Origin of the sequence: Pseudomonas sp. NPDC089408 (assembly GCF_044749445.1) — a bacterium.
GTDB lineage: Bacteria > Pseudomonadota > Gammaproteobacteria > Pseudomonadales > Pseudomonadaceae > Aquipseudomonas.
Genome location: NZ_JBIVHY010000007.1, coordinates 152,674 through 179,364 on the forward strand (window position 1 = coordinate 152,674; position 26,691 = coordinate 179,364).

Annotated in this window: 14 protein-coding genes; 9 read left to right on the forward strand and 5 right to left on the reverse strand. The window is 63.0% G+C overall.

The features are described 5' to 3' along the window. Positions 1-203 precede the first annotated feature (203 nt). The gene (locus ACIP02_RS13890) at positions 204-2,540 is read right to left on the reverse strand and encodes a fatty acid cis/trans isomerase (RefSeq protein ID WP_400617538.1); all 2,337 of its coding nucleotides are present in this window, start codon (positions 2,538-2,540) and stop codon (positions 204-206) included. Between the two features lie 179 nt (positions 2,541-2,719). Between ACIP02_RS13890 and metH the strand changes: the two genes are divergently transcribed. Together metH and ACIP02_RS13900 are read left to right on the forward strand one after the other, a co-directional pair. Beyond that, entirely contained in the window at positions 2,720-6,427 is a 3,708-nt protein-coding gene (metH, locus tag ACIP02_RS13895; protein ID WP_400617387.1) for a methionine synthase, read from the forward strand. Between the two features lie 153 nt (positions 6,428-6,580). Next, positions 6,581-6,796, forward strand: a complete 216-nt coding sequence (locus ACIP02_RS13900; protein WP_400617388.1) for a DUF2970 domain-containing protein — start codon at positions 6,581-6,583, stop codon at positions 6,794-6,796. 319 nt (positions 6,797-7,115) lie between these two features. Here the strand turns inward: ACIP02_RS13900 and ACIP02_RS13905 are convergent, their stop codons facing one another. Then, on the reverse strand, positions 7,116-8,192 hold the full coding sequence (locus ACIP02_RS13905; RefSeq protein ID WP_400617389.1) for an ABC transporter substrate-binding protein: 1,077 nt from the start codon (positions 8,190-8,192) through the stop codon (positions 7,116-7,118). A 213-nt stretch (positions 8,193-8,405) separates the two neighbouring features. On the opposite strand from ACIP02_RS13905, the gene ACIP02_RS13910 reads away from it, so the two are divergent. Continuing rightward, positions 8,406-10,058, forward strand: coding sequence for a nitrite/sulfite reductase (locus ACIP02_RS13910; protein ID WP_400617390.1), 1,653 nt, complete (start codon positions 8,406-8,408; stop codon positions 10,056-10,058). Beyond that, complete coding sequence (locus tag ACIP02_RS13915; RefSeq protein WP_400617391.1) at positions 10,042-10,536, forward strand: DUF934 domain-containing protein; 495 nt, start codon at positions 10,042-10,044, stop codon at positions 10,534-10,536. The genes ACIP02_RS13910 and ACIP02_RS13915 overlap by 17 nt, the downstream gene beginning before the upstream one ends. A 66-nt stretch (positions 10,537-10,602) precedes the next feature. Here ACIP02_RS13915 and ACIP02_RS13920 read toward each other — a convergent pair whose 3' ends face one another. Continuing rightward, positions 10,603-15,762 carry an NEL-type E3 ubiquitin ligase domain-containing protein gene (locus ACIP02_RS13920; RefSeq protein ID WP_400617392.1) on the reverse strand — a complete coding sequence of 1,720 codons (5,160 nt, stop codon included), beginning with the start codon at positions 15,760-15,762 and terminating at the stop codon, positions 10,603-10,605. A 211-nt stretch (positions 15,763-15,973) separates the two neighbouring features. On the opposite strand from ACIP02_RS13920, the gene dkgB reads away from it, so the two are divergent. The 5 genes from dkgB to ACIP02_RS13945 all read left to right on the forward strand — a co-directional run bounded on the left by dkgB (position 15,974) and on the right by ACIP02_RS13945 (position 21,045). Beyond that, positions 15,974-16,777: a 2,5-didehydrogluconate reductase DkgB gene (gene dkgB / locus ACIP02_RS13925; RefSeq protein ID WP_400617393.1), complete on the forward strand. Its 804-nt coding sequence runs from the start codon at positions 15,974-15,976 to the stop codon at positions 16,775-16,777. 74 nt (positions 16,778-16,851) lie between these two features. Next, positions 16,852-18,033: an MFS transporter gene (locus ACIP02_RS13930; RefSeq protein WP_400617394.1), complete on the forward strand. Its 1,182-nt coding sequence runs from the start codon at positions 16,852-16,854 to the stop codon at positions 18,031-18,033. Between the two features lie 328 nt (positions 18,034-18,361). Further along, complete coding sequence (locus ACIP02_RS13935; RefSeq protein ID WP_400617395.1) at positions 18,362-18,826, forward strand: DUF1348 family protein; 465 nt, start codon at positions 18,362-18,364, stop codon at positions 18,824-18,826. A 176-nt stretch (positions 18,827-19,002) separates the two neighbouring features. Next, positions 19,003-20,235, forward strand: a complete 1,233-nt coding sequence (locus ACIP02_RS13940; RefSeq protein ID WP_400617396.1) for an MFS transporter — start codon at positions 19,003-19,005, stop codon at positions 20,233-20,235. 36 nt (positions 20,236-20,271) lie between these two features. After that, positions 20,272-21,045 carry an AraC family transcriptional regulator gene (locus ACIP02_RS13945; RefSeq protein WP_400617397.1) on the forward strand — a complete coding sequence of 258 codons (774 nt, stop codon included), beginning with the start codon at positions 20,272-20,274 and terminating at the stop codon, positions 21,043-21,045. Between the two features lie 76 nt (positions 21,046-21,121). Here the strand turns inward: ACIP02_RS13945 and ACIP02_RS13950 are convergent, their stop codons facing one another. Both ACIP02_RS13950 and ACIP02_RS13955 read right to left on the reverse strand, forming a co-directional pair. Further along, positions 21,122-22,084 (reverse strand): ABC transporter substrate-binding protein, encoded by a 963-nt coding sequence (locus tag ACIP02_RS13950; protein WP_400617398.1) that lies wholly within the window; start codon positions 22,082-22,084, stop codon positions 21,122-21,124. A 114-nt stretch (positions 22,085-22,198) separates the two neighbouring features. Next, positions 22,199-26,521, reverse strand: coding sequence for an NEL-type E3 ubiquitin ligase domain-containing protein (locus ACIP02_RS13955; protein WP_400617399.1), 4,323 nt, complete (start codon positions 26,519-26,521; stop codon positions 22,199-22,201). Positions 26,522-26,691 lie beyond the last annotated feature (170 nt).

The window sequence follows — 26,691 nt, forward strand, 5'->3', positions numbered from 1 at the left end:
CTGCATCGGGTGCAGAGGCGAGCGCTGTGCGCTCGTTCGCGGGTGAACCCGCTCCTGCAAACGGAAGCGCCAGCCTTGGCAACAGCGCCGTCCTGTGTAGGAGCGGGTTCACCCGCGAAGGGCTGCAAAGCAGCCCCTTGCAATCGATCAAGACCACCCACCCTTTCCGACCGCAGGGTACCGGGAAAGGTCAGCCAACCCGATCAGAGGTTCTCATAGCGGTTCATGTCCAGCACACCCGCTTCGACCGGCTGGGTCTCCTTGATGTAGCTGTTCAGGTCATGGAAGTAACGCCAGAAATCAGGGTGACTGCGGCGCACGCCCCAGCGAATGACAATGCGCTCGAACTTGGCGGCATCATCCTTCGCATACTCCATGTCCTCGACGAACTCCGGCACATCCGCAGTTGGAATGTTGAAGATGAAGTTGGGGTAGCTGCTGAGCACGCCTGGGTACAAGGTCAGCGTGTCCAGGCCAGGCTGGTAGCGGTACGCCTCACCCAGCAGGAACGCCACGTTGCTGTGCGCACGGTTGCGCAGCAGGCTGTAGACCTGGCGCTGGCCGCCCTGCCCTTCGATGCGCAGCATGGTTGCCTCGGGCAACTGGTTGATCACTTTCAGCCCGGCAGCCGGGCGCGACACCAGGCGGCTGAGCGACTGCTCGGCATTGCGGAACTCTTCACCAAGCTGCGGCGCTTCACCAAGCTGCGGCGCTTCACTCAGCTGCGGTCGCGAACAGAACGCACCCTGGCAGCGGTTGATCGGGTCTGGCGCTGCATTCAGGCTGCCGGTGCGCTGCAGCAGCTTCAGGCCAAAGTCGCGCTTGGGGTTGCGCGGGTCGAGCTTGATGCCGCTCGGCGTGTCGGTGTCGATGTCTTCATAATCCATCCACATCTTCACCTTGCCACTGTTCTGGTACCAGTCGCTGAGAATTGCCTTGCGCTGGTCCGCCGGCATCAGGCGCAGGAAGTTGACCTCGGCGCCGTTGCGGATCAGGTCGAAGTACAGGCGCGTCTGCAACTGGTGCGAAACGTTGCCATACACGTCGAAGTTGACCGCCAGCTGGTAGTAGGTGCGCTCGAACAGCGGGTAGTCGAACAGCCACACGGTGAGCGGCACATCACCGATCAGGCCCTTGGTCACCGAAGCACTGTCGAAGTGGCGGAAAATGCTCAGCAGCGCGTTGTCGTTACCGGCCCACAGCGTCGACCAGCCCGGTGCCGGCATGTCGGCATAGGCTTCACGGCGCAGCTTCTCGTAGTCGTTGCGCTTGTCGCGGTAGGCATGCCACAGGCTCAGCACACTGCCCACGTCATCGATTTGCCCGGGCATGGCCAGTAGCGGCGTAGCCTCGCCACGGTACTGGGCATCGGTGATGTAGCGGTCGTGGGCCGGCTCCTGGAACAGTGCCCAGAAGTTGTCGCGGATCACGTCGGTAGCGATCTGCCCACGGCAAACCGGGCCACGGATGAAGGTGCGTACGAAATACTCGGCGTTATCCAGCATGAACTGGTAGCGCGCCACTGCCGGGATTGCTTCGAAGGTTTCGAACGGGTTGGCACGGTGGCGCGGGCCATAGCCGGGCAGCGCACTGGCATGCCAGTCGCCGGCGTAGAACAGCTGTTTGACGCGCTTGAGCTTCTGCGGCCCCATCGGGTAGGTGATGTGCGTCTTGTGCACGATCACGCCTTGCACCGGGATCAGCCGGTAATAGAAGTCGGTGCCCGGTGGGTCGTTGGGCCGGCGCGTGGCGATGATGTCGGCCGGCTGGCCACTGGGCGTACGTGAGCGCACCCATTGGAAGAAGTGGCCCTGCTCGCCACCGACGAAGTAGATGTGCGCCAGGAACAGGTGCTCGTACAGCCAGCGGCCAACCAGTGCTTCGGTGGAACCCGGGCGGTTGAGCAGTTCTTCCCAGTCGGCAATCTGCTTGGCTTCGGCCGTACTCGGCTTGATCGGCTGGTACTCGACCGGCGCCCCAGCGGCCAGCCAGCGGCGCAGGGTGTCGTATTCCTTGTCGGTCAGCCCGGTCACCGCCAGCGGCATGCCCTCTTTGGGGTGGGCGCCGGCATAGGCATCGAACTCGTGCGGCAACGGGCACATGTTATTGCGGCTCAGGCCCAGGACGATCTCCTCGGGCAGCTTGGCGTTGGGCGTAAGCGGGGTCTTGTGACCCAGTTCGAGCATGCGCGCCATCAGCGCGGCCTGGCTGCCCTGGTTGTCGAGCACCGAGTAAAAGCCCTTCTTGCGCCATTCACCCTCGCTGTGGGCGTCGTAGAACAGCCGCGTAGTGGGCACCGCCGTGCTACGCTCGCCCTGGTACACCGGGACCTTGCTGGCCCCGCGTACCGCACCTTCGGGGCTTTCCAGCTTGAGCTGGCAGGCAGCGTCGTTGCAGGCGTGGCAGGCCACGCACTTCTCGGTGAAGATGGGTTGTATATCCCGGGTGTAGGAAATAGCCGGGCTCGACTGCGGGGCTTGCCCGAACACCGCGCCGCTGATGAGCAGGGCGAAGGCGCCGGCAAGGAAACGATGCACCATGTGCGGAAAGTCCTGGTTCTTGAAAGCCATCACGATTTGTTGCCTGGTCGTCCTTGGTGCTGAACGTCGCTGGCGCCCCAACATGAGCCATTTTCATGCAAATGGGCGATACACCTAAAAAGCGCGCAGCTTTGTTATGATTCTGCACCTTCTGTTATTTGCCCGACCAGGTAGTTCCTATGTCCGACCGCAGCGCTCGTCTCCAAGCACTCCAGAACGCACTCAAAGAGCGCATCCTGATCCTCGACGGCGGCATGGGTACTATGATCCAAAGCTACCGTCTCGAGGAACACGACTATCGTGGCACGCGCTTTGCCGATTGGCCAAGCGATGTAAAGGGTAACAACGATCTGTTGTTGCTCAGCCGCCCCGATGTGATCGCTGCCATCGAGAAGGCCTACCTGGACGCCGGCGCCGATATTCTCGAAACCAACACCTTCAACGCCACGCAGATTTCGCAGGCTGACTACGGCATGGAGTCGCTGGTCTACGAACTGAACGTCGAAGGCGCTCGCGTCGCCCGCCAGGTGGCCGATGCCAAGACCCTGGAAACCCCAGACAAGCCGCGCTTCGTCGCCGGCGTGCTCGGCCCGACCAGCCGCACCTGCTCGATCTCCCCTGACGTCAATGACCCCGGCTACCGCAACGTCACCTTCGACGAACTGGTTGAAAACTACGTCGAGGCCACCCGCGGCCTGATCGAGGGCGGCGCCGACCTGATCCTGATCGAGACCATCTTCGACACCCTCAACGCCAAGGCGGCGATCTTCGCCGTGCAACAGGTGTTCGAGGACGACAACGTCGAACTGCCAATCATGATCTCCGGCACCATCACCGACGCCTCCGGCCGCACCCTGTCGGGCCAGACCACCGAAGCGTTCTGGAACTCGGTGCGCCACGCCAAGCCGATTTCCGTGGGCCTGAACTGCGCCCTCGGCGCCAAGGACCTGCGCCCGTACCTGGAAGAGTTGGCGACCAAGGCCGACACGCACGTTTCCGCCCACCCCAACGCCGGCCTGCCGAACGCCTTCGGCGAGTACGACGAAACCCCGGCCGAAATGGCCGCGGTGGTCGAAGAGTTTGCCGCCAGCGGCTTCCTCAACATCATCGGCGGTTGCTGCGGCACCACCCCGGGCCACATCCAGGCCATTGCCGAGGCCGTGGCCAAGTACAAGCCGCGGGAGATCCCGGAAATCGCCAAGGCCTGCCGCCTGTCGGGCCTGGAGCCGTTCACCATCGATCGCCAGTCGCTGTTCGTGAACGTTGGCGAACGTACCAACATCACCGGTTCTGCCAAGTTCGCCCGGCTGATCCGCGAAGAGAACTACACCGAAGCGCTGGAAGTCGCCCTGCAGCAGGTCGAAGCCGGCGCCCAGGTGATCGACATCAACATGGACGAAGGGATGCTCGACTCCCAGGCGGCCATGGTTCGCTTCCTCAACATGATCGCGGGCGAGCCGGACATCTCGCGCGTGCCGATCATGATCGACTCGTCCAAGTGGGAAGTGATCGAGGCGGGCCTGAAGTGCATCCAGGGCAAGGGCATCGTCAACTCCATTTCCATGAAGGAAGGTGTCGAGCAGTTCAAGCACCACGCCCGCCTGTGCAAGCGCTATGGCGCCGCCGTCGTGGTGATGGCCTTCGACGAGGTCGGCCAGGCCGACACCGCCGCGCGCAAGAAGGAAATCTGCCAGCGCAGCTATGACATTCTGGTCAACGAAGTGGGCTTCCCGCCGGAAGACATCATCTTCGACCCGAACATCTTCGCCGTCGCCACCGGCATCGAAGAGCACAACAACTATGCCGTCGACTTCATCGAGGCCTGTGCCTACATCCGTGATCACCTGCCGCACGCGCTGAGCTCGGGCGGTGTGTCGAACGTGTCGTTCTCGTTCCGTGGCAACAACCCGGTGCGTGAGGCGATCCACTCGGTGTTCCTGTACCACGCGATCCAGAACGGCCTGACCATGGGTATCGTCAATGCCGGTCAGCTGGAGATCTACGACGAGATCCCGGCAGCGCTGCGCGAGAAGGTCGAGGACGTGGTACTCAACCGCACCCCGCACGGTACCGATGCCCTGCTGGCGATCGCCGACGACTACCGTGGCGGCGGCGCCATCAAGGAAGTGGAAAACGAAGAGTGGCGCTCGCTGCCGGTGGAAAAACGCCTGGAGCACGCGCTGGTCAAGGGCATCACCGCGTTCATCGTCGAAGACACCGAGCAATGTCGCCAGCAGTGCGCACGCCCGATCGAAGTGATCGAAGGCCCGTTGATGAATGGCATGAACGTGGTCGGCGACCTGTTCGGCGCTGGCAAAATGTTCCTGCCCCAGGTGGTCAAGTCGGCCCGCGTGATGAAGCAGGCCGTGGCCCACCTGATTCCGTTCATCGAAGCCGAGAAAGGCGACAAGCCGGAAGCCAAGGGCAAGATCCTGATGGCCACGGTCAAAGGCGACGTGCACGACATCGGCAAGAACATCGTTGGCGTGGTGCTGGGCTGTAACGGCTACGACATCGTCGACCTTGGTGTGATGGTACCGGCAGAGAAGATCCTGCAAACCGCCCGCGAGCAGAAGTGCGACATCATCGGCCTGTCCGGCCTGATCACCCCGTCGTTGGACGAGATGGTCCACGTTGCCCGTGAAATGCAGCGCCAGGGCTTCAACCTGCCATTGATGATCGGTGGCGCCACCACCTCCAAGGCGCACACTGCGGTCAAGATCGAACCCAAGTACAGCAACGATGCGGTCATCTACGTTACCGATGCCTCGCGTGCGGTGGGCGTGGCCACCCAGTTGCTGTCCAAAGAGCTGAAGCCGGGCTTCGTCGAGAAAACCCGCCAGGACTACGTGGAAGTGCGCGAGCGCACCGCCAACCGCAGCGCCCGCACCGAGCGCCTGAGCTACGACAAGGCCATCGCGGCCAAACCGCAGTACGACTGGGCCAGCTACCAGCCCGCGGTGCCCTCCTTCACCGGCGTCAAGGTGCTGGAAGACATCGACCTGCGCACCCTGGCCGAATACATCGACTGGACGCCGTTCTTTATCTCCTGGGACCTGGCTGGCAAGTTCCCGCGCATCCTTACCGACGAAGTGGTCGGCGAGGCCGCCACGGCGCTGTACAAGGATGCCCGCGAGATGCTCGACAAGCTGATCGACGAAAAGCTGATCAGTGCCCGCGCGGTGTTCGGCTTCTGGCCGGCCAACCAGGTGGCTGACGACGACATCGAAGTCTACGGTGAAGACGGCCAGGCACTGGCCACCCTGCACCACCTGCGCCAGCAGACCATCAAGCCGGACGGCAAGCCCAACTGGTCGCTGGCCGACTTCGTCGCGCCAAAGGCCAGCGGCGTGACCGACTACGTCGGCGGTTTCATCACCACTGCTGGCATCGGTGCCGAGGAAGTGGCCAAGGCCTACCAGGACAAGGGCGACGACTACAGCTCGATCATGGTCAAGGCCCTGGCCGACCGCCTGGCCGAAGCCTGCGCCGAATGGCTGCATGAACAGGTGCGTAAAGAGCACTGGGGTTATGCCCGCGACGAGCACCTGGACAACGAGGCGCTGATCAAGGAGCAATACAGCGGTATTCGCCCGGCCCCGGGCTACCCGGCCTGCCCTGACCACACCGAGAAAGAAACCCTGTTCCGCCTGCTCGATGGCACCGCCATTGGCGAGACCGGGCCGAGCGGCGTGTTCCTGACCGAGCACTTTGCGATGTTCCCGGCGGCAGCGGTCAGCGGCTGGTATTTTGCCCACCCGCAGGCGCAGTACTTTGCCGTGGGCAAGGTCGACAAGGACCAGATCGAGAACTACAGCGCGCGTAAAGGCCAAAACATCAGCGTGAGTGAGCGTTGGTTGGCGCCTAACCTGGGTTACGACAACTAAGACCGGGTTGGCTTATTCGCGGGTGAACCCGCTCCCACAAGGGATTGCGTTCCCCTGTAGGAGCGGGTTTACCCGCGAAGAGGCCAGCAGAACCAACCTCAATCCCATGGCCTACACTGTCCCTGATTGCCTCTGATTCCCTCAGGAGCCACCATGGACGATTCCAGCCAGGGCAAACCCCCGACCTTCTGGCAGATGCTGCACAGCGTCCTCGCCGCCGCGTTCGGTGTGCAAAGCGGCAAGAACCGCGCCCGCGACTTCACCCACGGCAAAGCCAGCCACTTCATTGTGCTGGGGACGCTGTTCACCCTGGTGTTCATTGCCGTGCTGATCGGCCTGGTGCAACTGGCCCTGCACCTTACCCGTTAGCCGGTGCGGTCCCTGTGGGAGCGGGCTTGCCCGTGAAAGGGCCGGCACAGGCAAAACAAAAAGCGCCCGCGAGATTCCCTCCCGCAGGCGCCCTGGCTGCATCACGGTCTTGAGTTTCAAGTCACTGGTGGCTGACCCAATACACGGCAGTGACCACCACCAGAACGATCAGGCACAGGATCGCCCAGGCATCGACACTGCTGTCAGCTTTGCGGACCTTGGTTGAGTTTCCCATTGCATTGCCTCTTGTAGTGGTTATGGGAATGCACTTCACCATCAGCAGTTAAGACGAGCAATGCCCTTCCCTCAAGCAGGGTCTTCAATATTCGACCGGTGACGTCAGAAACGGGTACTGATAGCCGGCTGGCTGCCCTTCGGCACTGTAATGTTGAAAATCGACGCCGTAGTCGTCCCGTTCCAGCAACTTCAGCCAGCGCCTGGCCTTGGCCTGGTCAATGGCCTGCAACACCGGGGCACTGTGCTCGCGCAGGCCATCGCGGTTCAACGCCAGCCCCTGGGCATCATCGTGCAGCATCACCATGGCCCACCCGCCCAGGGTGAAGTGCCCGCCCATCAGCACGCTCAGGCGCCCGTCGATACGCGCTCGCAGGGCCTCAGGCGAGTTGTTGACGGCACTGAACAGCACATCGCGCCCAGGCACACGCCCGGCCTCTTCGAATGCCTGCATGGCGCCGAAGGCCATCTCGTCATTGGCCGACCACACCAGGCGGGTGGCCGGGTAGCGTTCCAGCAACTGCTGAGCCTGCTCGTAGGCGCGCTGGCGGCTCCAACCGCCATACACCACCTGGCGCAGGCGTACCTGAGGGAAGTCGGCCAGGGCACGGCGCATACCCTCCTCGCGCAACTGCGAGGCGGGGGTGGTCTTGACCCCGGCAAACGCCACCAGGTCCACCGGCAAGCTGTCGCGGGGCAATTGCGCGACCATCTGGTGCAGCATCTGGAAGCCTGCCTGCTCGTCGTTGCTCGTCAAGGTGCCCCAAGGCTCGGCATATTTGTCGGGCTGGGCCTGGATGCTGCGAATCTGGCTGGCGGTGAGGCCGTTATTGACCAGCAACAGCTTCACCCCGGTACCCCGCGACAGGCGCAGCACTTCTGGCGCCACATACTGCTCGTTGACCAGCACCAGGTAATCCGGCCGCTGTGGCCCGCCGAGAATCGCCCTGGCATGGGTCAACGCCAAGTCGGCCCGGCGCTCGCTGTATTCCACCCGCAGGTTCATGCCCAGCTCATCCGCGGCGGCCTGCATGAAACGGCTGTAGCTGGTCCAGAAGGTTTCGGTAGACAACCCCGGGTTGATGAACACCACCGAAGCCGGTTGTGCGCTTGCCGCCAGCGGCAAGGCAAGACACACGCTTTGGCACAACGCCTTGAGCATGGGCTGACATCTCTGCAAAGCAAACGCCGGATTATACTCGCCCGGCCCGGCCCCGGGCACAAATGGCAGTCAGTCTCACATAGTCCATTTGGTTCTTTTCATATGCAAAAACATCACTTTAGCGCATAAACGCAACCTGCTATCGTTCCCCGGCTCCGAACCGGAGTGCGCGGCCGTGCGCGCGAATAGCTGCATGCCTGAGACAGGACTTTTATGTACGTATACGACGAGTACGATCAGCGGATCATCGAGGACCGCGTCAAGCAGTTCCGTGATCAGACCCGCCGCTACCTGGCCGGTGAGCTGAGCGAAGAAGAATTCCGCCCTCTGCGCCTGCAGAACGGCCTATACATCCAACGTTTCGCGCCGATGCTGCGTGTCGCCGTGCCGTACGGCCAGCTGAACGCCAACCAGGTCCGCACCCTGGCCAAGATCGCTCGCGACTACGACAAGGGCTACGCCCACATTTCCACCCGCCAGAACGTGCAGTACAACTGGCCGGCGCTGGAAGACATCCCAGACATCCTCGCCGAGCTGGCCAGCGTGCAGATGCACGCGATCCAGACCAGCGGCAACTGCCTGCGCAACACCACCACCGACCAGTTCGCCGGTGTCGCCGCAGACGAAATCATCGACCCGCGCCCATGGTGCGAGATCGTCCGCCAGTGGACCACCTTCCACCCGGAATTCGCCTACCTGCCGCGCAAGTTCAAGATTGCCATCAACGGCTCGCAGGAAGACCGCGCTGCCATCGAAGTGCACGACATTGGCCTGGAGCCGGTGCGCAACGACGCCGGCGAGCTGGGCTTCCGGGTACTGGTCGGTGGTGGCCTGGGCCGTACCCCGGTGGTCGGCTCGTTCATCAACGAATTCCTGCCATGGCAAGACCTGATCAGCTACCTCGACGCCATCCTGCGCGTGTACAACCGTTACGGTCGCCGTGACAACAAGTACAAGGCGCGGATCAAGATCCTGGTCAAGGCCCTGACCCCGGAAGTGTTCGCCGAGAAGGTCGAAGCCGAAATGGTCCACCTGCGTGGCGGCAACACCACCCTGACCGAAGCCGAAGTACAGCGGGTATCGCGCCACTTCGTCGACCCGGAGTACCTGGCCCTCGATAACTTCGACTACGCCGCCCAGGACGCCGAATACCCAGGTTTCGCCCGCTGGCGCTCGCGCAACACCCGCGCTCACAAGCGCCCGGGCTACGTAGCCGTGACCCTGTCGCTGAAGCCCACCGGCGTTGCCCCTGGCGACCTCACCGACAAGCAGCTGGACGCCGTGGCCGACCTGGCCGAGCGTTACAGCTTCGGCTTCCTGCGTACTTCGCACGAGCAGAACATCATCCTTGCCGACGTCGAGCAGCGCCAGTTGCACGCGCTGTGGCTGGAACTGCGCGAAGGCGGCTTCGCTACCCCGAACATCGGCCTGCTGACCGACATCATCTGCTGCCCGGGTGGCGACTACTGCTCGCTGGCCAACGCCAAGTCGATCCCGATTGCCGAGTCCATCCAGCGCCGTTTCGACGACCTGGACTACCTGTTCGACATCGGCGAGATCGACCTGAACATCTCCGGCTGCATGAACGCCTGCGGCCACCACCACGTGGGCCACATCGGTATCCTCGGCGTGGACAAGAAAGGCGAGGAGTTCTACCAGGTATCGCTGGGCGGCAACGCTGCACGCGGCGCCAGCCTGGGCAAGATCCTTGGCCCGTCGTTCGCCCAGGATGCCATGGCCGACGTGATCGAGAAGCTGATCGCCGTGTACGTCGAGCAACGTACCGAGGAAGAGCGTTTCATCGACACCTACCAGCGTATCGGTATCGACCCCTTCAAGGAACGCGTCTATGCAGCGAATCATTAAGAACAACCAGATCGTCGACGAAACCTGGCACCTGCTGCCCAAGGACTTTTCGTTCGACGAGCTGACCAACTGTGACGACTACATCGTGCCGCTGCAGATGTGGCGCGACCACGCCCACGTGCTCAAAGCCCGCGATGGCGGCCTGGGCGTGTGGCTGGACAGCGACCAGGAAGCAGAAGAGATCGGCGAAGACGTGCAGTACTTCCAGGTCATCGCCCTGAACTTCCCGGCCTTCACCGACGGCCGCAGCTATTCAAATGCGCGCCTGCTGCGTGACCGCTACAAGTTCACCGGTGAGCTGCGTGCCATTGGTGACGTGTTGCGCGACCAGCTGTTCTTCATGGCCCGTTGCGGTTTCGATGCGTTTGCCATCCGTGCCGACAAAGACCCGGAAGACGCGCTGCAAAGCCTGAAGGACTTCTCGGTGACCTACCAGGCCGCCACCGACGAGCCGCTGCCGCTGTTCCGCCGCCGCTGAACATGGCAAGGCTGGCCCCGTCCATGACGGGCCAGCCTGCTTCAAGCCTGTGGAGGTCGCTGAACCTCAGGCTCGACGTCCAGGTGCCCGCAAGGTCAACTGTGGCTCCTGCTCCTGCTCCGCCCTTGCCTGCTCCTGCTGCTGCCGCACCACAGCCTGTCGTATGCGCAACAGGATCGCCTCGTTCAGGCGGTTATGCTCAAGGTTGACATACTGCGGGTGCGCTTCAACCCAGGCCAAAGCCTGCTCACTCAGCGTCTCTATGCGATTACCTCGTAAATCCACTGCCAGCTGCGGGTGGCTCTGCAACAAGCCAAGCGGAAAGTTGCGCAGGCCACTGTCCCGCAGGGACAGGTATTGCAGGTGAACGTTGAAACGCAATTGTGGCAGCGCACCCAACGGGTTTCTGCCCAGGGTGAGCACTTGCAGGCTGGAAAACCACTCCAGTCGTGGCTGGCTTTCGACATCCAGCGTTATCTGGTTGTCGTGCAGGTACAACTCGACCAGTCTGCCCAACTGATTGAGCCCATGGGGTATCGTCGACAACCGATTGCCGCTCAGGTTGAGCGTTCTGAGCCGTACCAGCCTCACCAGCCCTCTTGGCAGATCGCCCAGTAGATTGCCACTGAGTTGCAGGTTTTCCAGACTTACCAGCTGCATTAGCCGCTCTTCCAGGCGCGTCAACTGGTTGAACGAAAGATCCAGACTGCTCAATTGCGTCAACCGCTCCACGGCAGCGGGCACTTCGCTCAGATCATTACCGCTCATGTCCAGTTCTACCAGTTGGCCCAGCTGCTCCAGCCCTTCAACCGTACTTAGCTGGTTACCACCCAGTCTGAGCCGCTGCAAGCGTGGCAAATGCTCAAGCCCATCCAGCGTAGCCAACCGGTTACCGGACAAGTCCAGCACTGTCATATTGGGAAAGCGGCTGAGGAAATCTGCGTCCACCCTTCTGAGCTGCTGGTTGCACAAGGTGAAGCTGTTCAACCGGTCAAACATGATACCCGGCGCCAGCCTTGGTAACGAACTGATGGCCTGTCCGCCCATCTCGGTATCCGCAGACTCCCCACCCCCCCGGTACTGTGACTGCCATAAGTTGCGCAGCACATTCGCCAGATGTGTTCGCCCGACATGTTCGGGGTCGCCCTCCTGACCTCGCCAAAGCTGAAGGCTTTCTTCAAGACGCCGGGATAGATGAGCGAACGCACGGGAGCCCGGGCCATGTGGCGGTTGCAGGCGGTACCAGGCCCAAGAGTTTCCACGGGCAAGGCTTAACGTCAACGCCTGCTCTGCGGCACTGCGCTCTGCTGCGTCAGCCCCGGTCAACCCTGCAAATTGATCGGCATACGCCAACCGCACATGGTCTTGCCAGAAGCGTTGCTGCGCGAGGAACTGGCTGAGCTGTTCAGCGCTCTCAGCCTCATAAACAGCCGCTTCCGCCGCAACCAGATCCTCCGACGTCACGCTGCTAACATGCTCGAAGTCGAGGTACCTGGGCTGGCCGTATAGCCCTAATGGCTCGGCAAGCCGGGTACGCAATGCCAGGTAGACTTCGTTGTCATTGACGTGCTGGCCGCTTGCCCGCAAATTTTCAATATGCCTGGCAGCAATGCGGTTGAGCTGATCGAGCCGGAATTGCTCACGGCCCAGGTCGCGCAACTCTCGCTCCAGGCGCCGGCCGCGCAGGCCCCCCGTTCGCAACGCCACCTTCAAGCCGACCACCACTTCATCAAGCGTGGTGATGCGCCGAGGCATGGTTGTCATCTGGAACAGTGTTTCTCGTACCAACGTGTGACGATACATGGCCCAGAGCAGTTCATTGACCTGCCGACGAATGTCAGCCGGATCGTGCGCATAAGCCTCGCCGTTGCGTAGCTCTTCAAGAAATACAAAGAAGCCGACGCTGTCAGCATCTTGCCGAAGGCTTTGCCATTCGATTCGACATTGCTCAACAAACTGCTGATTCATGTCTTCGAACCAAGGGTCTCCTGCTTGCGGCGGTAGTTCGGCAACGGGCGGTGCTTGCGCAGCCAAGCGCTCGAGGGCTGCCGCAGACAGCGGGTTACCCTGCAAGCGCACGCGGTCGGGACTGAGGCGTAGCGCCTGTGCTTGTGCTTCAGTCACCTCGACAATCTGGTTGTTGCGCAGGTCGACCTGCTGCAACCGGGTCATGTGAGGCGTCTGCGGGATCATCGTCAGACGGTTTTGCGACAAGTCCAGGCGCTGTACATTCGGGAACCGGGCAAGAAAGCTGTCGGCCGCGGCAGTGAGGTTCATGTCGCGCAGGTTCAGCGTAGTGATATGGGCAAAACTCACCGACTCGGGAAGCGCTGGCAGCGCTCCCAACCTGAACCCCGCCAGGTCCAGCGAGTATTCACCGTGCTCCCCAGCAGCTTGCCTCTGCCAGGCACGCCGGATACGGCGGGCCATGCGTATCCGCCTGATCAGCTGTATCGGCCCGCTCGCCTGCCGGCGCCATTGCCCCAAAGCCCTATCCAGTGCGCGCAGTTGCTCGCACAGGTTCAAGAAGCGGTTCCACGGCAACACCCCCTGCCGCCGCGCGTTCGCCACAAACTCATCCACAAGGTCGTCACCCTGGGCAAAAAGTAACTGCATCCCGCGCCGCAATGCGCTGTTACTGCTCTCGCCCCGACCGCTCAAGGGGTAGCCTAGCCGCCCATCGCCGAGCCGCAAGGGCGGCCTGAAGCCAAGCCCGACCGGCGCCATGCCTAGCAGCGTGGCGACCCTGTCACGCTGCCCGGCCGCCCACTGAGCCATTGCACGCGACAGTGCCTCGGGCGATTGGCCGGCGTTGCCCAAGGCGCTTTTCTGCCAAGGGTCAAGTTGCAGCATCAATGCTTCAAACAAGGTGTCGCCGGCCTGCGCAAGGGGCAGCGGCTGCCCGTTTGCATCCAGGGCCAGGTAACCACGCTCACCCCTGACCACCGTGCGCACCTTGCTGGCGTCCCGTACACCGGCCCAAGCGATCATTTCGCCACTGGGCGGGGCCGTGCGCAGCTCAATGCGCACGTTGCGCCAGGGCGCGCGGTCGGCAATCAGGCCCAAGGCCAGTTGTTCGGTATCACGATTGAGCGCTGCCGGCTGCAGCAAGCCGGCACAGGCGCGGTCAAGGCGCGTATCACGCAGGTACCAGTGCGCGTGCTCGGCCATGTCCAACGGTACGCGTTGTCGCGCCTGCATCTGTTCCAGTGATGCCTCGCTGGCCTGTTCGACAAGCTCGCGCGCACCGTTGCCACTCAAACCGGGGAAGTCCCTGCGTAACAAGGCCTCGGCTGCGCTGGCGGCCGGCTGTTGTGCTTGCAGGTACTGCTCGAAATCCTCCCCCGACAATTCGGGCGCCTGGGCATGCAGTTGGTATCGCTGCACCGCGTCACGCAGACGAGCGGGCGGGGGCTGCTGGTCCAGATGCAGGCGGCGCAACTGGCCGTCAGTAAACCCCGTGGCATGCAATACATTCTCTGCCGTCTGCGCATCGAGCTGCGCCCAATCGCGCTGCAGCCCCTGCAGCAGTTCCAGCCTATCCTGCCATTGCAGCGGGCTCTCCAACTCATGGCGCCAGCCACCGGCGCCGTTGTCTTCGATCAGCGGCGCATGGGCATCGGCGCGCTGTGGGTGGCGGATGCGCCGTTGCTGCGTTTCAGCATCCAGGTAGGTCAGGTAGCTGGCAGCCGGGGTACGCAGGTATTCACCTTGCGCCGTATCGAGCAGCTCGGCCACCTTGCCGCGGTGCTCGACGGCATAGCCCGGCAAGGCCGGGTCGCACAGCTTCAATTCGCCGTCTGCAGTGTGCACAGGTACCAGCTGCTCGACGTGGGCGGCGCGGGCCAGGCGCTGCGTTGCCGCGCCCGCGCCCACATTCACAGCCGTCATGGCCACCGCCTCGGCCACCGCGTACAGGTGCTGCAGTGCCCCTTGACGGTTACCCAGCTGCCAATCGGCGTAACCTTCGTACACTTCGTCAGCCACCTGCAAGGCGCTGATGCCTAACAGCGGCAAAGCCAGCACTGGCAGGGCAAAACTGGCCAGGCTCAACGCATCCAGAGCCACACTGAGATAAAAATGCAGGCGCCGGTCACGCAGCCGTGCATCTACCTGGGCGGTGGGTACGGCGTGCACGCGGCCGTTCTCGAGCAGGGTGTCGATATGCAGCTTGCGCAGGTAAGCGAACAATGGCTGCACGATAGGCTCACGGCGGCCGTCAAGCGGTACCGGTGCATCCAGCGCAGTGCCAGACAACGCTTTGCTCAAGGCTTGCATGTAGGCTTCGCGGTCATGCTCGCCGATAAAGCGCTGAAAGAAGTCGACGTAACCTGGCAAGCGGAACTGTTTGCCCAAAGTAAGGAATAGCTGCCCCCAGGAGGTATACCAGGTCAAGGGGCCGCTGGGGTCGTCGGGGATCCAGCACAGTATGCCCTCCCCGCCCTCGCCGGTAGCCGCCTGATCGCTCAGTTCGAATGCCACCGCACCGCGTACCTGCAGGCCAAATACCCGTAGTTGCCTCGGTTTCACGCCAGGTAGCAACGAGGCATCCGTCGCGCACAGGGCAACCAGCGGTGTGCAATGGCCCTGCGCCCGCCCGGTGATTTCGCCGTTGGCCAGCGACAAGCGCAGCGCCGCCTCCAGATTGGCGCGGATACTGCGCTCAAAGAGCGTCTCGATGCGGCTGCCGGCTTCCCCTCCCGGCGTCAATTGCGCTCGCAGATAAGACTGGTACTGCCCACCCACATCCAGTGCCCGGCACAGGCTGTAAAACCGCGACGGCCGCAGCGTGCAGCGCTGTCCGCGCTCATCCAGCAGCATAGTGCCTGGCATGATCGTACTGTTGGATGCTTCAGCCTCGGTGAAGTTATGCATGGCCGCTTGCAGGAGGCTATGCTCGTACACCTGCTCTTTGATCCCGTCGGGAATGTGGCTGATATACGAGGGGAAGCGCAGCAAGGCCTTGCGCCGCAGCTTCGCCCGACGAACATCCAGTGTCAGCGCAAGCTGGGCCTGCAACTCATGCCGCAGCAGCGGCTCGGCGAAGGCATCCGCCGTTGCAATGTTTGCCAGCAGATCGTGCAACTGCTGTTGCAACAGCTGTTGCCGACGCTGGCTCTCGTGCAAGCCGTAGAGATTGTCCAACGACGTTGCGCTCAGCCAGGCAGGCAGCCGGCTGGCAATCAAGGCGTCGGTGGAGTCGTCAGAAAAATTCGAACTGGCCATCGCGGGCTCCTGTAGGGCGAAAGCTGCGATTTGACCATTGCACTGCGGGTCATCTGCCTATTCATTGCACCACCCGCTCCGCCTCGTTGTGCAGCTATCGGCAGCAACTCTTGACTTTGCGGCAAAGGTCCTTGGCCCCGGCCCGGCTTAATCAATTGCGGGTAACCGCCCACACTGTTGCCCTACCCGATCATTCCCCAGGAGAACCAGCATGAGCATCCCTACCTTCGGCCTCGGCACCTTCCGCCTCACCGGCCAAGCCGTCATCGACTCGGTCAAGTCGGCCCTCGCGCTGGGCTACCGGGTCATCGACACCGCCCAGATCTACAACAACGAAGCCGACGTAGGCCAGGCCATCGCCGAAAGCGGCGTGCCGCGCAGCGAGCTGTTCATCACCACCAAGATCTGGGTCGACAACTACGCTGCCGACAAACTGATCCCCAGCCTGCGCGAAAGCCTGCAGAAACTGCGCACCGACTACGTCGACCTGCTGCTGATCCACTGGCCAGCCCCCGGCAACGGCGTTGAACTGCGCGAATACATGACCGCCCTGGCCGAAGCGAAGAAACTGGGCCTGACCCGTCAGATCGGCGTGTCCAACTTCAACATCGAACTGACCCGCCAAGCTATCGAAGTGGTCGGCAAGGGCGAAATCGTCACCAACCAGATCGAGCTCAGCCCGTACCTGCAGAACAGCAAGCTGATGGCGTTCCTCAAGGAGCAAGGCATCGCGGTCACGTCGTACATGACCCTGGCCTACGGCAAGGTGCTGAAAGACCCGGTTCTGGCCGAGATCGCTGCCAAGCACAAGGCCACCGTCGCCCAGGTTGCCCTGGCCTGGGCCCTGCAACTGGGCTACGCGGTCATCCCGTCGTCGACCAAACGCGAGAACCTGGCCAGCAACCTGCTGGCCCGTGACCTGAAGCTGGACGCCGACGACATGGCGCGTATCGCCAAGCTCGAGCGCAACGGCCGCGAAGTCAGCCCTGACGGCCTGGCGCCAAACTGGGACTGATCTGCCCCCTACGCGGCTGCTCCGGTGGCCGCCTTAGGCTTTGTACGCAACCTGCTCACAGTCGGAGATTCTCGATGAGCGCTCTTTCCCCCAGTAAGGTCCTGTTCGCCCTGGCGATCGGTGCCTTTGGCATCGGTACCACAGAATTCACCCCGATGGGCCTGTTGCCGGTGATTGCCCAAGGCGTGGATGTGAGCATCCCCAGCGCCGGCATGCTGATTACCGCCTATGCCATTGGTGTAATGGTCGGCGCGCCGATCATGACGTTGCTGTTCAGCCGTTTCGGAAAGCGCGCTGCGCTGATGGCGCTGATGGCCATTTTCACCCTGGGCAACCTGCTGTCGTCGCTGTCGCCAGACTACTACACCCTGCTCGCCTCGCGGCTGGTCACCAGCCTCAACCATGGTGCGTTCTTCGGCCTGGGCGCCGTGGTGGCCGCCAGCGTGGTGCCCAAGGACAAACAGGCCAGCGCCGTAGCCACCATGTTCATGGGCCTGACCATCGCCAACATCGGCGGCGTGCCGGCCGCCACCTGGGTCGGCCAGCAGGTTGGCTGGCGCATGGCCTTTGCCGGCACTGCCGCACTGGGCCTGCTGGCCATGGCCGCGTTGTGGTATGCCCTGCCCAAGGGGGAACGTGGCAGCGTGCCGCATGTGCGTAAGGAGCTGGCCGTTATCGCCCGCCCCAGCGTGCTGCTGGCCATGGCTACCACCGTGCTGGGTGCCGGTGCCATGTTTACCTTGTACACCTACGTGGCGCCGGTACTGGCCGAACTGACTGGCGCTTCGGACAGCTTCGTTACCTTGGGCCTGGTGCTGATCGGGGTTGGCTTCACCCTCGGCAACAGCCTGGGTGGCCGCCTGGCCGACTGGTCGCTTGACGGGGCAGCGCGCATTTTTCTCGCGGCGCTGGCAGTGATCATGCTGCTGATGCCGCTGGTGCTGGGCAGCCATGTCGGTGCCGCCATCGCGTTGCTGGTGTGGGGCATGTTCACCTTTGCCGTAGTGCCGCCGCTGCAAATGCGCGTGATGATCGCCGCCATCGAGGCGCCGGGGCTGGCTTCGTCGATCAACGTCGGTGCGTTCAACCTGGGTAACGCCGTTGGTGCGGCGCTGGGTGGTGCAGTGATCAGCCTTGACCTGGGCTACGCGGCGGTGCCAATGGCCGGTGGTGTGCTGGCGGCGGCCGGGTTGTTGCTGGTATGGCTGGGTGGGCGGAACAAGGTAGCGGGCAACACGGCTAACGACGCGGCCTGAGGATACTCAAGCTCTGCGCCTGATCGCGGTCCCCTGTAGGAGCGGGTTCATCGAGGCGTCGAACCGCCGCGAATACGGTGCTGGCTGCAACGGTGAACGGCCAGGAATCCTGGCCAGCAGGCCCGGCCTCTTCGCGGGTGAACCCGCTCCTACAAGGGCGGTGGAACCCGCAATCAATGCAGATGGGCCGGCTACCACGTAGATCGACATTGGTTTGTTTCACTGAGCGAAACAGTGAAATGCCTCCTGCACCGATGTCCGGACACGACCGAGCGTACTACGCTACTCCCTGCCAACCCGCCCCAAGCCCGCCCCAAGGAGTACTCCGATGTCCCGCCCACCGCTGCCCCCTTTCACCCGCGAAAGCGCCATCGAAAAGGTTCGCCTGGCCGAGGACGGCTGGAACAGCCGCGACCCGGCCAAGGTCGCACTGGCCTACACCCCGGACACGGTCTGGCGTAACCGTGTCGAGTTCCCCCGCGGCCGTGTCGAGGTCGAGGCGTTCCTCACCCGCAAATGGCACCATGAACTGGATTACCGCCTGATCAAGGAACTGTGGGCCTTTACCGGCAACCGCATCGCCGTGCGCTATGCCTACGAATACCACGACGACAGCGGCCAATGGTTCCGCGCCTATGGCAACGAGAACTGGGAATTTGCCGATGACGGACTGATGCAGAACCGACATTCAAGCATCAACGAACACCCCATCAGCGAAGCAGAGCGCAAGTTCCACTGGCCGTTGGGCCGGCGCCCGGACGATCACCCCGGCCTCACCGAACTGGGGCTCTGATCAACCTCCGCGTCGCCTGCTTCACGGGCTTGCCCGCTTTCAGAGGTTACACGCTGGCGTTGAATTGGATGTCCGAAACGCGGCAGTGCCTGCCTGTTCGGCGTGAGACAGGCAGCCCGGCACTGGCTAACCTGCGGCGGCAATGCCTTGCCTCTTGCCACAGAAGAACCTTGCCCATGACAACTTCCGCCGCCTCCGTGGCCAGCACCGCGCCTGCCGACCAGCCTCAGGGCTTTGTCGTGCGCGTCGTCGGTGCTGCTGCCTTTGCCCACCTGCTCAACGACCTGATCCAGGCTGTTCTGCCGTCGATCTACCCAATGCTGAAAAGCGACTTCGCCCTGAGCTTTGCACAGATCGGCTGGATTGCCCTGGTCTACCAGGTGACCGCTTCCTTGCTGCAACCGTGGGTCGGCATGTACACCGACAAGCACCCGCAACCGTACCTGCTGCCAGCGGGCATGCTGGTGACGCTGGTGGGCATCGCCCTGCTGGCCTTTGCCGGCAGCTACGAAATGCTGCTGGTAGCCGCTGCGGTGGTCGGTGTCGGTTCGGCCACCTTCCACCCCGAAGCCTCGCGGGTGGCGAGGATGGCCTCTGGCGGGCGCTTCGGCACCGCGCAGTCAACCTTCCAGGTTGGCGGCAATACCGGCTCCGCCCTCGGCCCGCTGCTCACTGCCGCCATCGTCATCCCGCATGGCCAGCCGGCCATTGCCTGGTTCATGCTGGCGGCCGCGCTGGCGGTAATGGTGCTGCTGCGGGTGACCGGCTGGAGCGTGCGCCACGGCCAGGCCCGGCTCAAGACCTTCTCCGGCCAGCAGGCCTCCGGGCTGTCGCGCAATGCGATGTGGCGCGCAGTGGTGGTGATCGCCGTGCTGATGTTCGCCAAGTTCGTCTACATCGCTTCATTCACCAACTTCTTCACTTTCTACCTGATCGAGCATTTCGGCCTTAGCGTGCAACACAGCCAGTTGTACCTGTTCGTGTTCCTCGCCGCTGTGGCGCTGGGTACGTTCGCCGGTGGCCCGGTGGGTGACCGCATCGGGCGCAAGGCAGTGATCTGGGTGTCGTTCCTCGGCGTAGCGCCGTTCGCCCTGGCCCTGCCCCATGCTGACCTGGCCTGGACCGCGGTATTGTCGGTGATCATCGGCCTGGTGATGTCGTCGGCCTTCGCCGCCTTGGTGGTATATGCCCAAGAGGCGGTACCGGGCCGGGTCGGCATGGTTTCAGGGGTGATGTTCGGGCTGATGTTCGGCATCAGCGGCATCGGCGCCGCCGGGCTGGGTGAGCTGGCCGACCGCCACGGTATAGAGTGGGTGTACCAGGCCATCGCCTTCCTGCCGCTGCTTGGCCTGGCCACCGCACTGCTGCCGGCCACCCGCTTGCAGGCCCGGCCCAGCCGTTGCTGCTAAAGTGGCGCTGCCGGGCTACATCTACACGAGGTCATGATGGTAAAGCCGCAGCGTGAATTGCTGGTGGAGGTCGATGAGTGGGCCTGGGAAGTGGGTAGCCGTGCAACCGACTACCCAAGCGACTGGTTCATCGAGCCACACCAGCATGCCAAGCACCAGCTGATCTATGCCATCAAAGGCCTGATGATTGTCGAGTCCGGCCACGAACGCTGGACCGTGCCCCCCAGCCGCGGGGTGTGGATGCCCTGCGGCCAGGTGCATGCGATCCGCTGCGTCGGCGATGTGAAGATGCGCAGTGTGTTCGTGCGTACCGACGCCGCCGCGGGCCTGCCCCGGCAGAGCAAGGCCATCAGCATCTCGCCGCTGCTCAGCGAACTGATCAAGGCGTCCGTGGGCTTTACCGCTCCGTTTGTCGAGGACTCACGCGAAGCCCGAGTAATGCGCCTGATCCTTGATGAAATCTGCGTGCTGCCGACTTTGCCGCTGAAGCTGTCACAACCCGTCGACAAGCGCCTGCGGGCGATCTGCTTGGCCCTGCATGAGCGGCCGGATGACAACGTCACGGTAGCCGACTGGGGCCTGCACCTGGGGGTGGACGAAAAGACCATCCAGCGGCTGTTTCGCAAGGAAACCGGCATGACCTTCGGCCAGTGGCGCCAGCAGGCTCGGCTGATGCAGGCGCTGGAGCGCATAGCCCTGGGCGAGCGGATCATCGATGTGGCGGGGGCGCTGGGGTATGACAGCCCCAGTGCCTTTGCCAGCATGTTCAAGCGCCAGTTCGGTACTACGCCTAGCCAGTTCTTCAAATAGCCTGCGAGGCATGCATTGCCTGTGCGGGACGCTACGCGGCTGAAGCCGCTGCTACAGGGGCTCTGCTGGCTTGAGGTCAGTGCTGGGCCAGTGACCCCGTGGCGGGCACGGTAAAGCCAGTGGCGAACGTCGGGGGCACGTCAAGACGCTGGTTCATCAGGCCATGGGCGTGGTAGAAGTCGGCGGTTTCCTGCTGCTCTGTGATGGTCCTGGCGTCGATCGCCTGCCAGCGCAGCTGGCGGCGTTCGAACTGCAGCCGCGCGGCGTCCTGCGGGAAGCCGATGATCGTCGCCAGGGTTTTCGAGTAACTGTCCAGATGCTGGTAAGCCCACACCTGCGCACCCGCCAGGCGCGCCAGGTAGTCCTGCAACGCAGCACGCCGGACCGGGTCATCCAGCGCCTTGTCGGTGGCAGCCAGAAAACTGTTGCCGGAAGACAAGCCACGGCCATTGACCAGTACCCGGCCCTGACCACTGAGCTCGGCCAGCGCGGTGTAGGGTTCCCAGGTCGACCAGGCATCCACCGAGCCATTGGCCAGGGCGATCTTGGCGTCGACCGGGCCCAGGAAACGAAGCTCCACGTCCTTTTCGCTCAGGCCTGCCTGGTCCAGCGCCTTCAGCGCCAGGTGATGACCTATCGAACCGCGCCCGGTGGCGATGCGCTTGCCCTTGAGGTCTGCTGCGCTGTGCAGCGGGGCATCGGGGCGCACCAGCAGTGCCGTGCCATAGGGGTCGGACTTGTCCACGGCAATCGCCTTGACCGGCGCCCCGGAAGCCAGCACGAACAACAAGGGCGCATCGCCGATGATGCCGGCGTCGATCGCCCCGGCATTCAATGCCTCGGCCAACGGTGCGGCAGCGGGAAATTCGGCCCAGTGGATGTCATACGGCAAGCCGCGCAAGGCACCCGCCGCTTCCAGCTGGGCACGCATGTTGCCCTTCTGGTCACCGATACGCAGGGTCAGGCGATCGCTGGCAAAGGCCTGAATGGCCAGCAATGTAGTGGCAGCGATTAGCAACAGACGAGATCGAAGGGACATCCGCAGTTCCTTGCACGTGTGAGGAACTGCGAATCTAGCGGGCCTCGTCAAATAAATGAAATTGATTTTAGCACTAAGCTAATATGCAAAATGATCTTGACCGGTGCCATTCACTCAGCCTGGGTGCCGGTCATACGCTTGTCGCGTCAACTGAAGATACAACGCCCGTTCAGCCGCAGAGTGTTCGGCTTGTACCGTCTCCAGCGCCTCCCTAAACACTTGGTCAGTCATTTGCTCGCGCTGTTCGAAAACGAGCTCCAGCCGCTCATGGAAGGGTGCACTTGTCGCCTGGAACCAGTCGCCATGCAGGCTGCGCAGGTAATTTTGCCAGAAGTCACGTTCCGCCAACGAGCGGCTTAGCGCATCCCGGCTCTCAGCATTCCACACCTCTTGCTCGGCCAGCGCCAGGTCGTCAGCGGTCACGCCACTGGCATAGCCATAGTTCATGCCCGCAGGCTGCCCCGGCAAGTCGAGCGCGTTCGCCAGGCCAACCCGGTAGGCCAGGTACACCTCCACATCATCAACCGGTCTATAGGGGTCACCTCTACGCGCCCGCTGGATATGCCGCCCGGCAATACGGTCGACCTGATCCAGGCGGAACAGCTCGCGCCCCAGACGCAGCAGCGGACGCATGGCATAGACCCCTTCAAGCCCTGCGGTTCGCTGCGCCGCAAAGGTGCGCACCTCAAGGGCACTGAGGATCAGCAGCATCTGGTCGGCACAGCTACGCGGGCCGGCAGCTTGCAAAAACACGGCCTCACGCACTTCACTGTTAGACTCGCAAGCCTCGATGATGGACCAAACCCGGCGACACATCTCCAATGGCTGGCGCTGAAAGTCCACGGAGCGTGAGAAATCGGCAAAGAAGCGGAACAAGTCTTGTGCCCCCTCCTCTGCAGCAAGGCGATCCCACTGCGCCAAGCGATGGGCCTCGTAAGCCGGCGCTACCCCCTGCAACCAGCGCAAACGCTCATCCGTCAACGATTCGTCATGCTCGCGCACCGGCATAACCGCAGCAGCCCGGCTCTCCAGCAGTGCCCGCAGCTGCCTGACAGTTTGCGGCGACAGGGGGTTGTCATGCAGATAGACCCTGCCAGGGTTGCGGCCAATCAGCTGTAGCACTGCCTCGGGCAGCTCGGTGATCGCATTTTCGCGCAGGTCGATAACCGCCAGCGAGGGTGACTCGAACAGCGCCGAAGGCAATGCGCGCAACCCCGTCATGCGCAAGTTCAGGCTACGCAAGCGGTGCAGCACCCGCACATCCGGGGCCCGCCCCAGCCTGTTGCAGTGAAGATCAAGAGACTCCAGCCGCAACAGTGCAGCAATACGCTGGCTGCCTTCGTTGGTCAGGGCGATATGGTTGTCGGACAGGTTCAACTCGCCCAGTTCGGCCAAATGCTCGATACCCGCAGGCACGTCTGTCAACAGGTTGCCTCGCAGGTCCAGGCTGCGTGCCCGGCTGAAGCGCTGCAAAAAGCCAGGCTCGATATCCAGCAGGCTCATATTACGCAAGCTCAGGCGCGTGATATGGCTGAAGTCCACCACTTCGGGCAGGTTCGGCAATGCCCCGATCCGCCAGCCGTGGATGAACAGCTGCAAGTTACCATGGGTATCTCGGTTCTGCCGCTGCCAGGCCCGCCGAATCACCCGCGCCACCCAGGCGCGGCGCACAGCCTGGACCGGGTTGGCCGACTCTCGACGCCAGTTGCTCAAGGTATTCTCCAGAATGCGCAACTGGTCCTGGTAGTGGAAGTAGCGTTGCCAAGGTGTCATGCCCTGGGTGCCAGCTGAAGCGATGAAGTCCTCGATCTGGGTGTCGGTGAAACTCGGAAACAAACGCCTGATTGCCTGGCGCAATGCCTCGGTACTGCTTTCGCCCCCGCCACTGAGCGGGTAGCCGAGCCGACCATCCGCCAGCCGCACAGGCGGCCGGACACGGCCGGCCGCTGGCGCCATGCCCAGCAAACCAGGCAGTGCGTCGCGCCGGTTGAAGGCCCGCTGTGCCAGCGCACGCGCCAATTGCGTGGCCGACTCCCCCGCTTCCCCCAGCGCTGCCGGGTGCGTTTCGCTCAGTTGCCTGAACAACGCCTGCATCAAGCTATCATGCTTACTCGTACCCGGTAACGGCGCCCCCGCGCCGTCGAGCGCCTGATAACCCTGTGGCCCCTTGGTAATCACACGCACCTGCGTGGCTGCCAGGGCGCCCATCTGCGCTAGTGGCAACGCCCCCGATGCGGTCTCGCGCAGCTCTACCCTCAGCGTATCTGGCCAGTTGAGCCACTGCCCCAACAGGCCGAATGCCAGGCGCTCGGTATCGGCATTGACAGCCTCAACCTGGTTGAAGCCTGCACATGCCCGGTCCACGCGGCTATCTCTGAGCAACCAGCGCGCTTGCTCGGCCAAGCCCAACGGCACCCGTTGCTGGTCAACCATGCGTTCGATCTGCAACTCGTCAGCCTGTTGTACGACCTGCTGGGCGCAACGCACTGTCAGCCCCGGGAAGTCTCGCTGCAACAGCTGTTCGGCAGGTGACAGCGCAGGCTGCTTTTCGATGAAATGCAGTTCGAATGCCGCGCCTTGCAACCTGGGGTAGTGCTGGTGCAATTGTCGACGCTGCAACGCATCGAGCAGGCGGGCCGGGGCGTGCCCCTCTTCAAGGTGCAAACGGCGAAGGCGGTCGTCATCAAAGCCCGTGGCCTGCAGCACATCCTGGGCCGCCTGCTCATCCACCTCGGCCAGGCCACTGCCCAGGCGTCGCAGCAATTCGACACCCTGCCATGCCTGCGGCGTGTCCAGTTCATGGCGCCAGGCACCCTCGCCCAGGTGCCAAAGCTTCGGCGCATAAGCCCCGTCACGCAGAGGGTGCTGAATACGCAACTCGCCTTCAAGCGGGTCACCCGCTACCTGATAGGTCGCCTGATGCGTGCGTATACAGGCCTTGCCATCGACCTTGGCGTACTGGCCGATCGTAGTGTGGTCATTGTCCAGCGCGTAAGCCTGCAGCCGCGGGTCGAACAATCGGTAACCACCTTCGGCGGTATGCACAGGCGCCAGCCCATCGACAAATGCAGCGCGGTGCAACAGGCGCTCCGATGCCACGCCAGTGCCCACAGCCACCGCAGTCTGGGCCACGTTCACGGCCACACTGAACGCATGCTCCAGCGCGCCTTGGCGATCGCCCAGTTGCCAGTCGACGTAGCCCTCATAGACGTCATCCACCACTTGCAGTGCGCTGATAGCCAGCAATGGCAGGCCCAGCCCTGGCACATAGAAGCTTGCCAACCCGAGTAGATCGAGACCAAGACTTGCATAGAAGTGCAGGCGCCGATCTCGCTCGCTGCTGTCCTGTTCGGCCGTGGGCACTGCCAGCACTTTTGCATCGTCGAACAGGGTTTCGAGCTGAGTCTGGCGCAAGTGCTGGAGCAGCGGCTCGTGGATCGTCTCATGGCGCCCATCGAGCACCACCGCGGTATGCGCCTCGCCCTGCGCCATGGCGTGGGCCAGTGCCAGCGTGTAGCGCTCACGGTCACGCTCGCTGACAAAACGCTGAAAGTATTGCGGATAGCCCGGCATGCGGAAACGCGCACCCACGGCCTGGAACAACGCCACCCAGGACACGTGCCAACTGATCGCACCGTGCGGGTCATCGGGTAGCCAACACAGCACACCCTGCAGTTGCCCTTCACCACGGCCTTGAAGGTGCAGCTCGAATGCCACGGCCCCACGCACTCGCTTGCCCAGCACACGCAACGCCGCCGGGCGCATCCGCGTAACCGCGCCCGGCGCAGCGGTGATCGCCGCCAGACACTGCACCAACACCGTTTCATCGACATCGCCGCGCAGTGCCGCCAGGCGCAGGGCTGCTTCAAGTGCATGGCGCTGGCCTTGCTCCAGCAGCGCGGCAACGCCCGGCGCCAGCAGATGCTGCATGAGATGGGCCTGGTATTGCCCACCGATGTCGAGTTTGCGGCAGTGCTCGGCAAAGGCTCTGGCTGCCGTGGGCAAGGTTTTACCCTGGGCATCCAGCAGTATCGAGGGGTCCAGCAGCCCCAATGACCTGGCTTCGCTATCACTGAAGTTATGCAGCGCTGCAGCCAACAAACTGTGCTGCAGCGTTCGCTTGCGAGCGCCCCCCGGCGCTTCTGGTCGAGCGCCGGGGTAATGCTCGATCAGCTGCATCTGCAGCTCTGCCTTCCGCACATCGACTGAGCGCCCAAGCTGCTCGGTAAGCATTTTCTCAAGCAAAGGGGCAGCGAACTCATCCAACGGTGTCAGGCTGCCAAACAACCCCTCCACACGCTGCTGCACAGCCTGCTGGTCACGCAAACAGTCATGCAATTCAAGCAAGCGCGCTGTTGGGGCCCGCGTCAGCCACTCGGGCAAGCGACTGGCGATCAGGTTATCGATGGAACCGTCGGGATATGTCGGTGTTGGCATGCAGGGCCTCTCCTGGTTAGAAAAGGCCTCATCTCAACCTGTCGGGCACGGCTGCGGTGGTAGTTATGCCTGCATACCGAGCGCGCTGCAGGCAAGGTAGTTGTGACAGTCTGAACTCCTGCATGGGGGCGCTTTGCGCCCCTATCACGACACAAGGCCGCTCCTAAAGG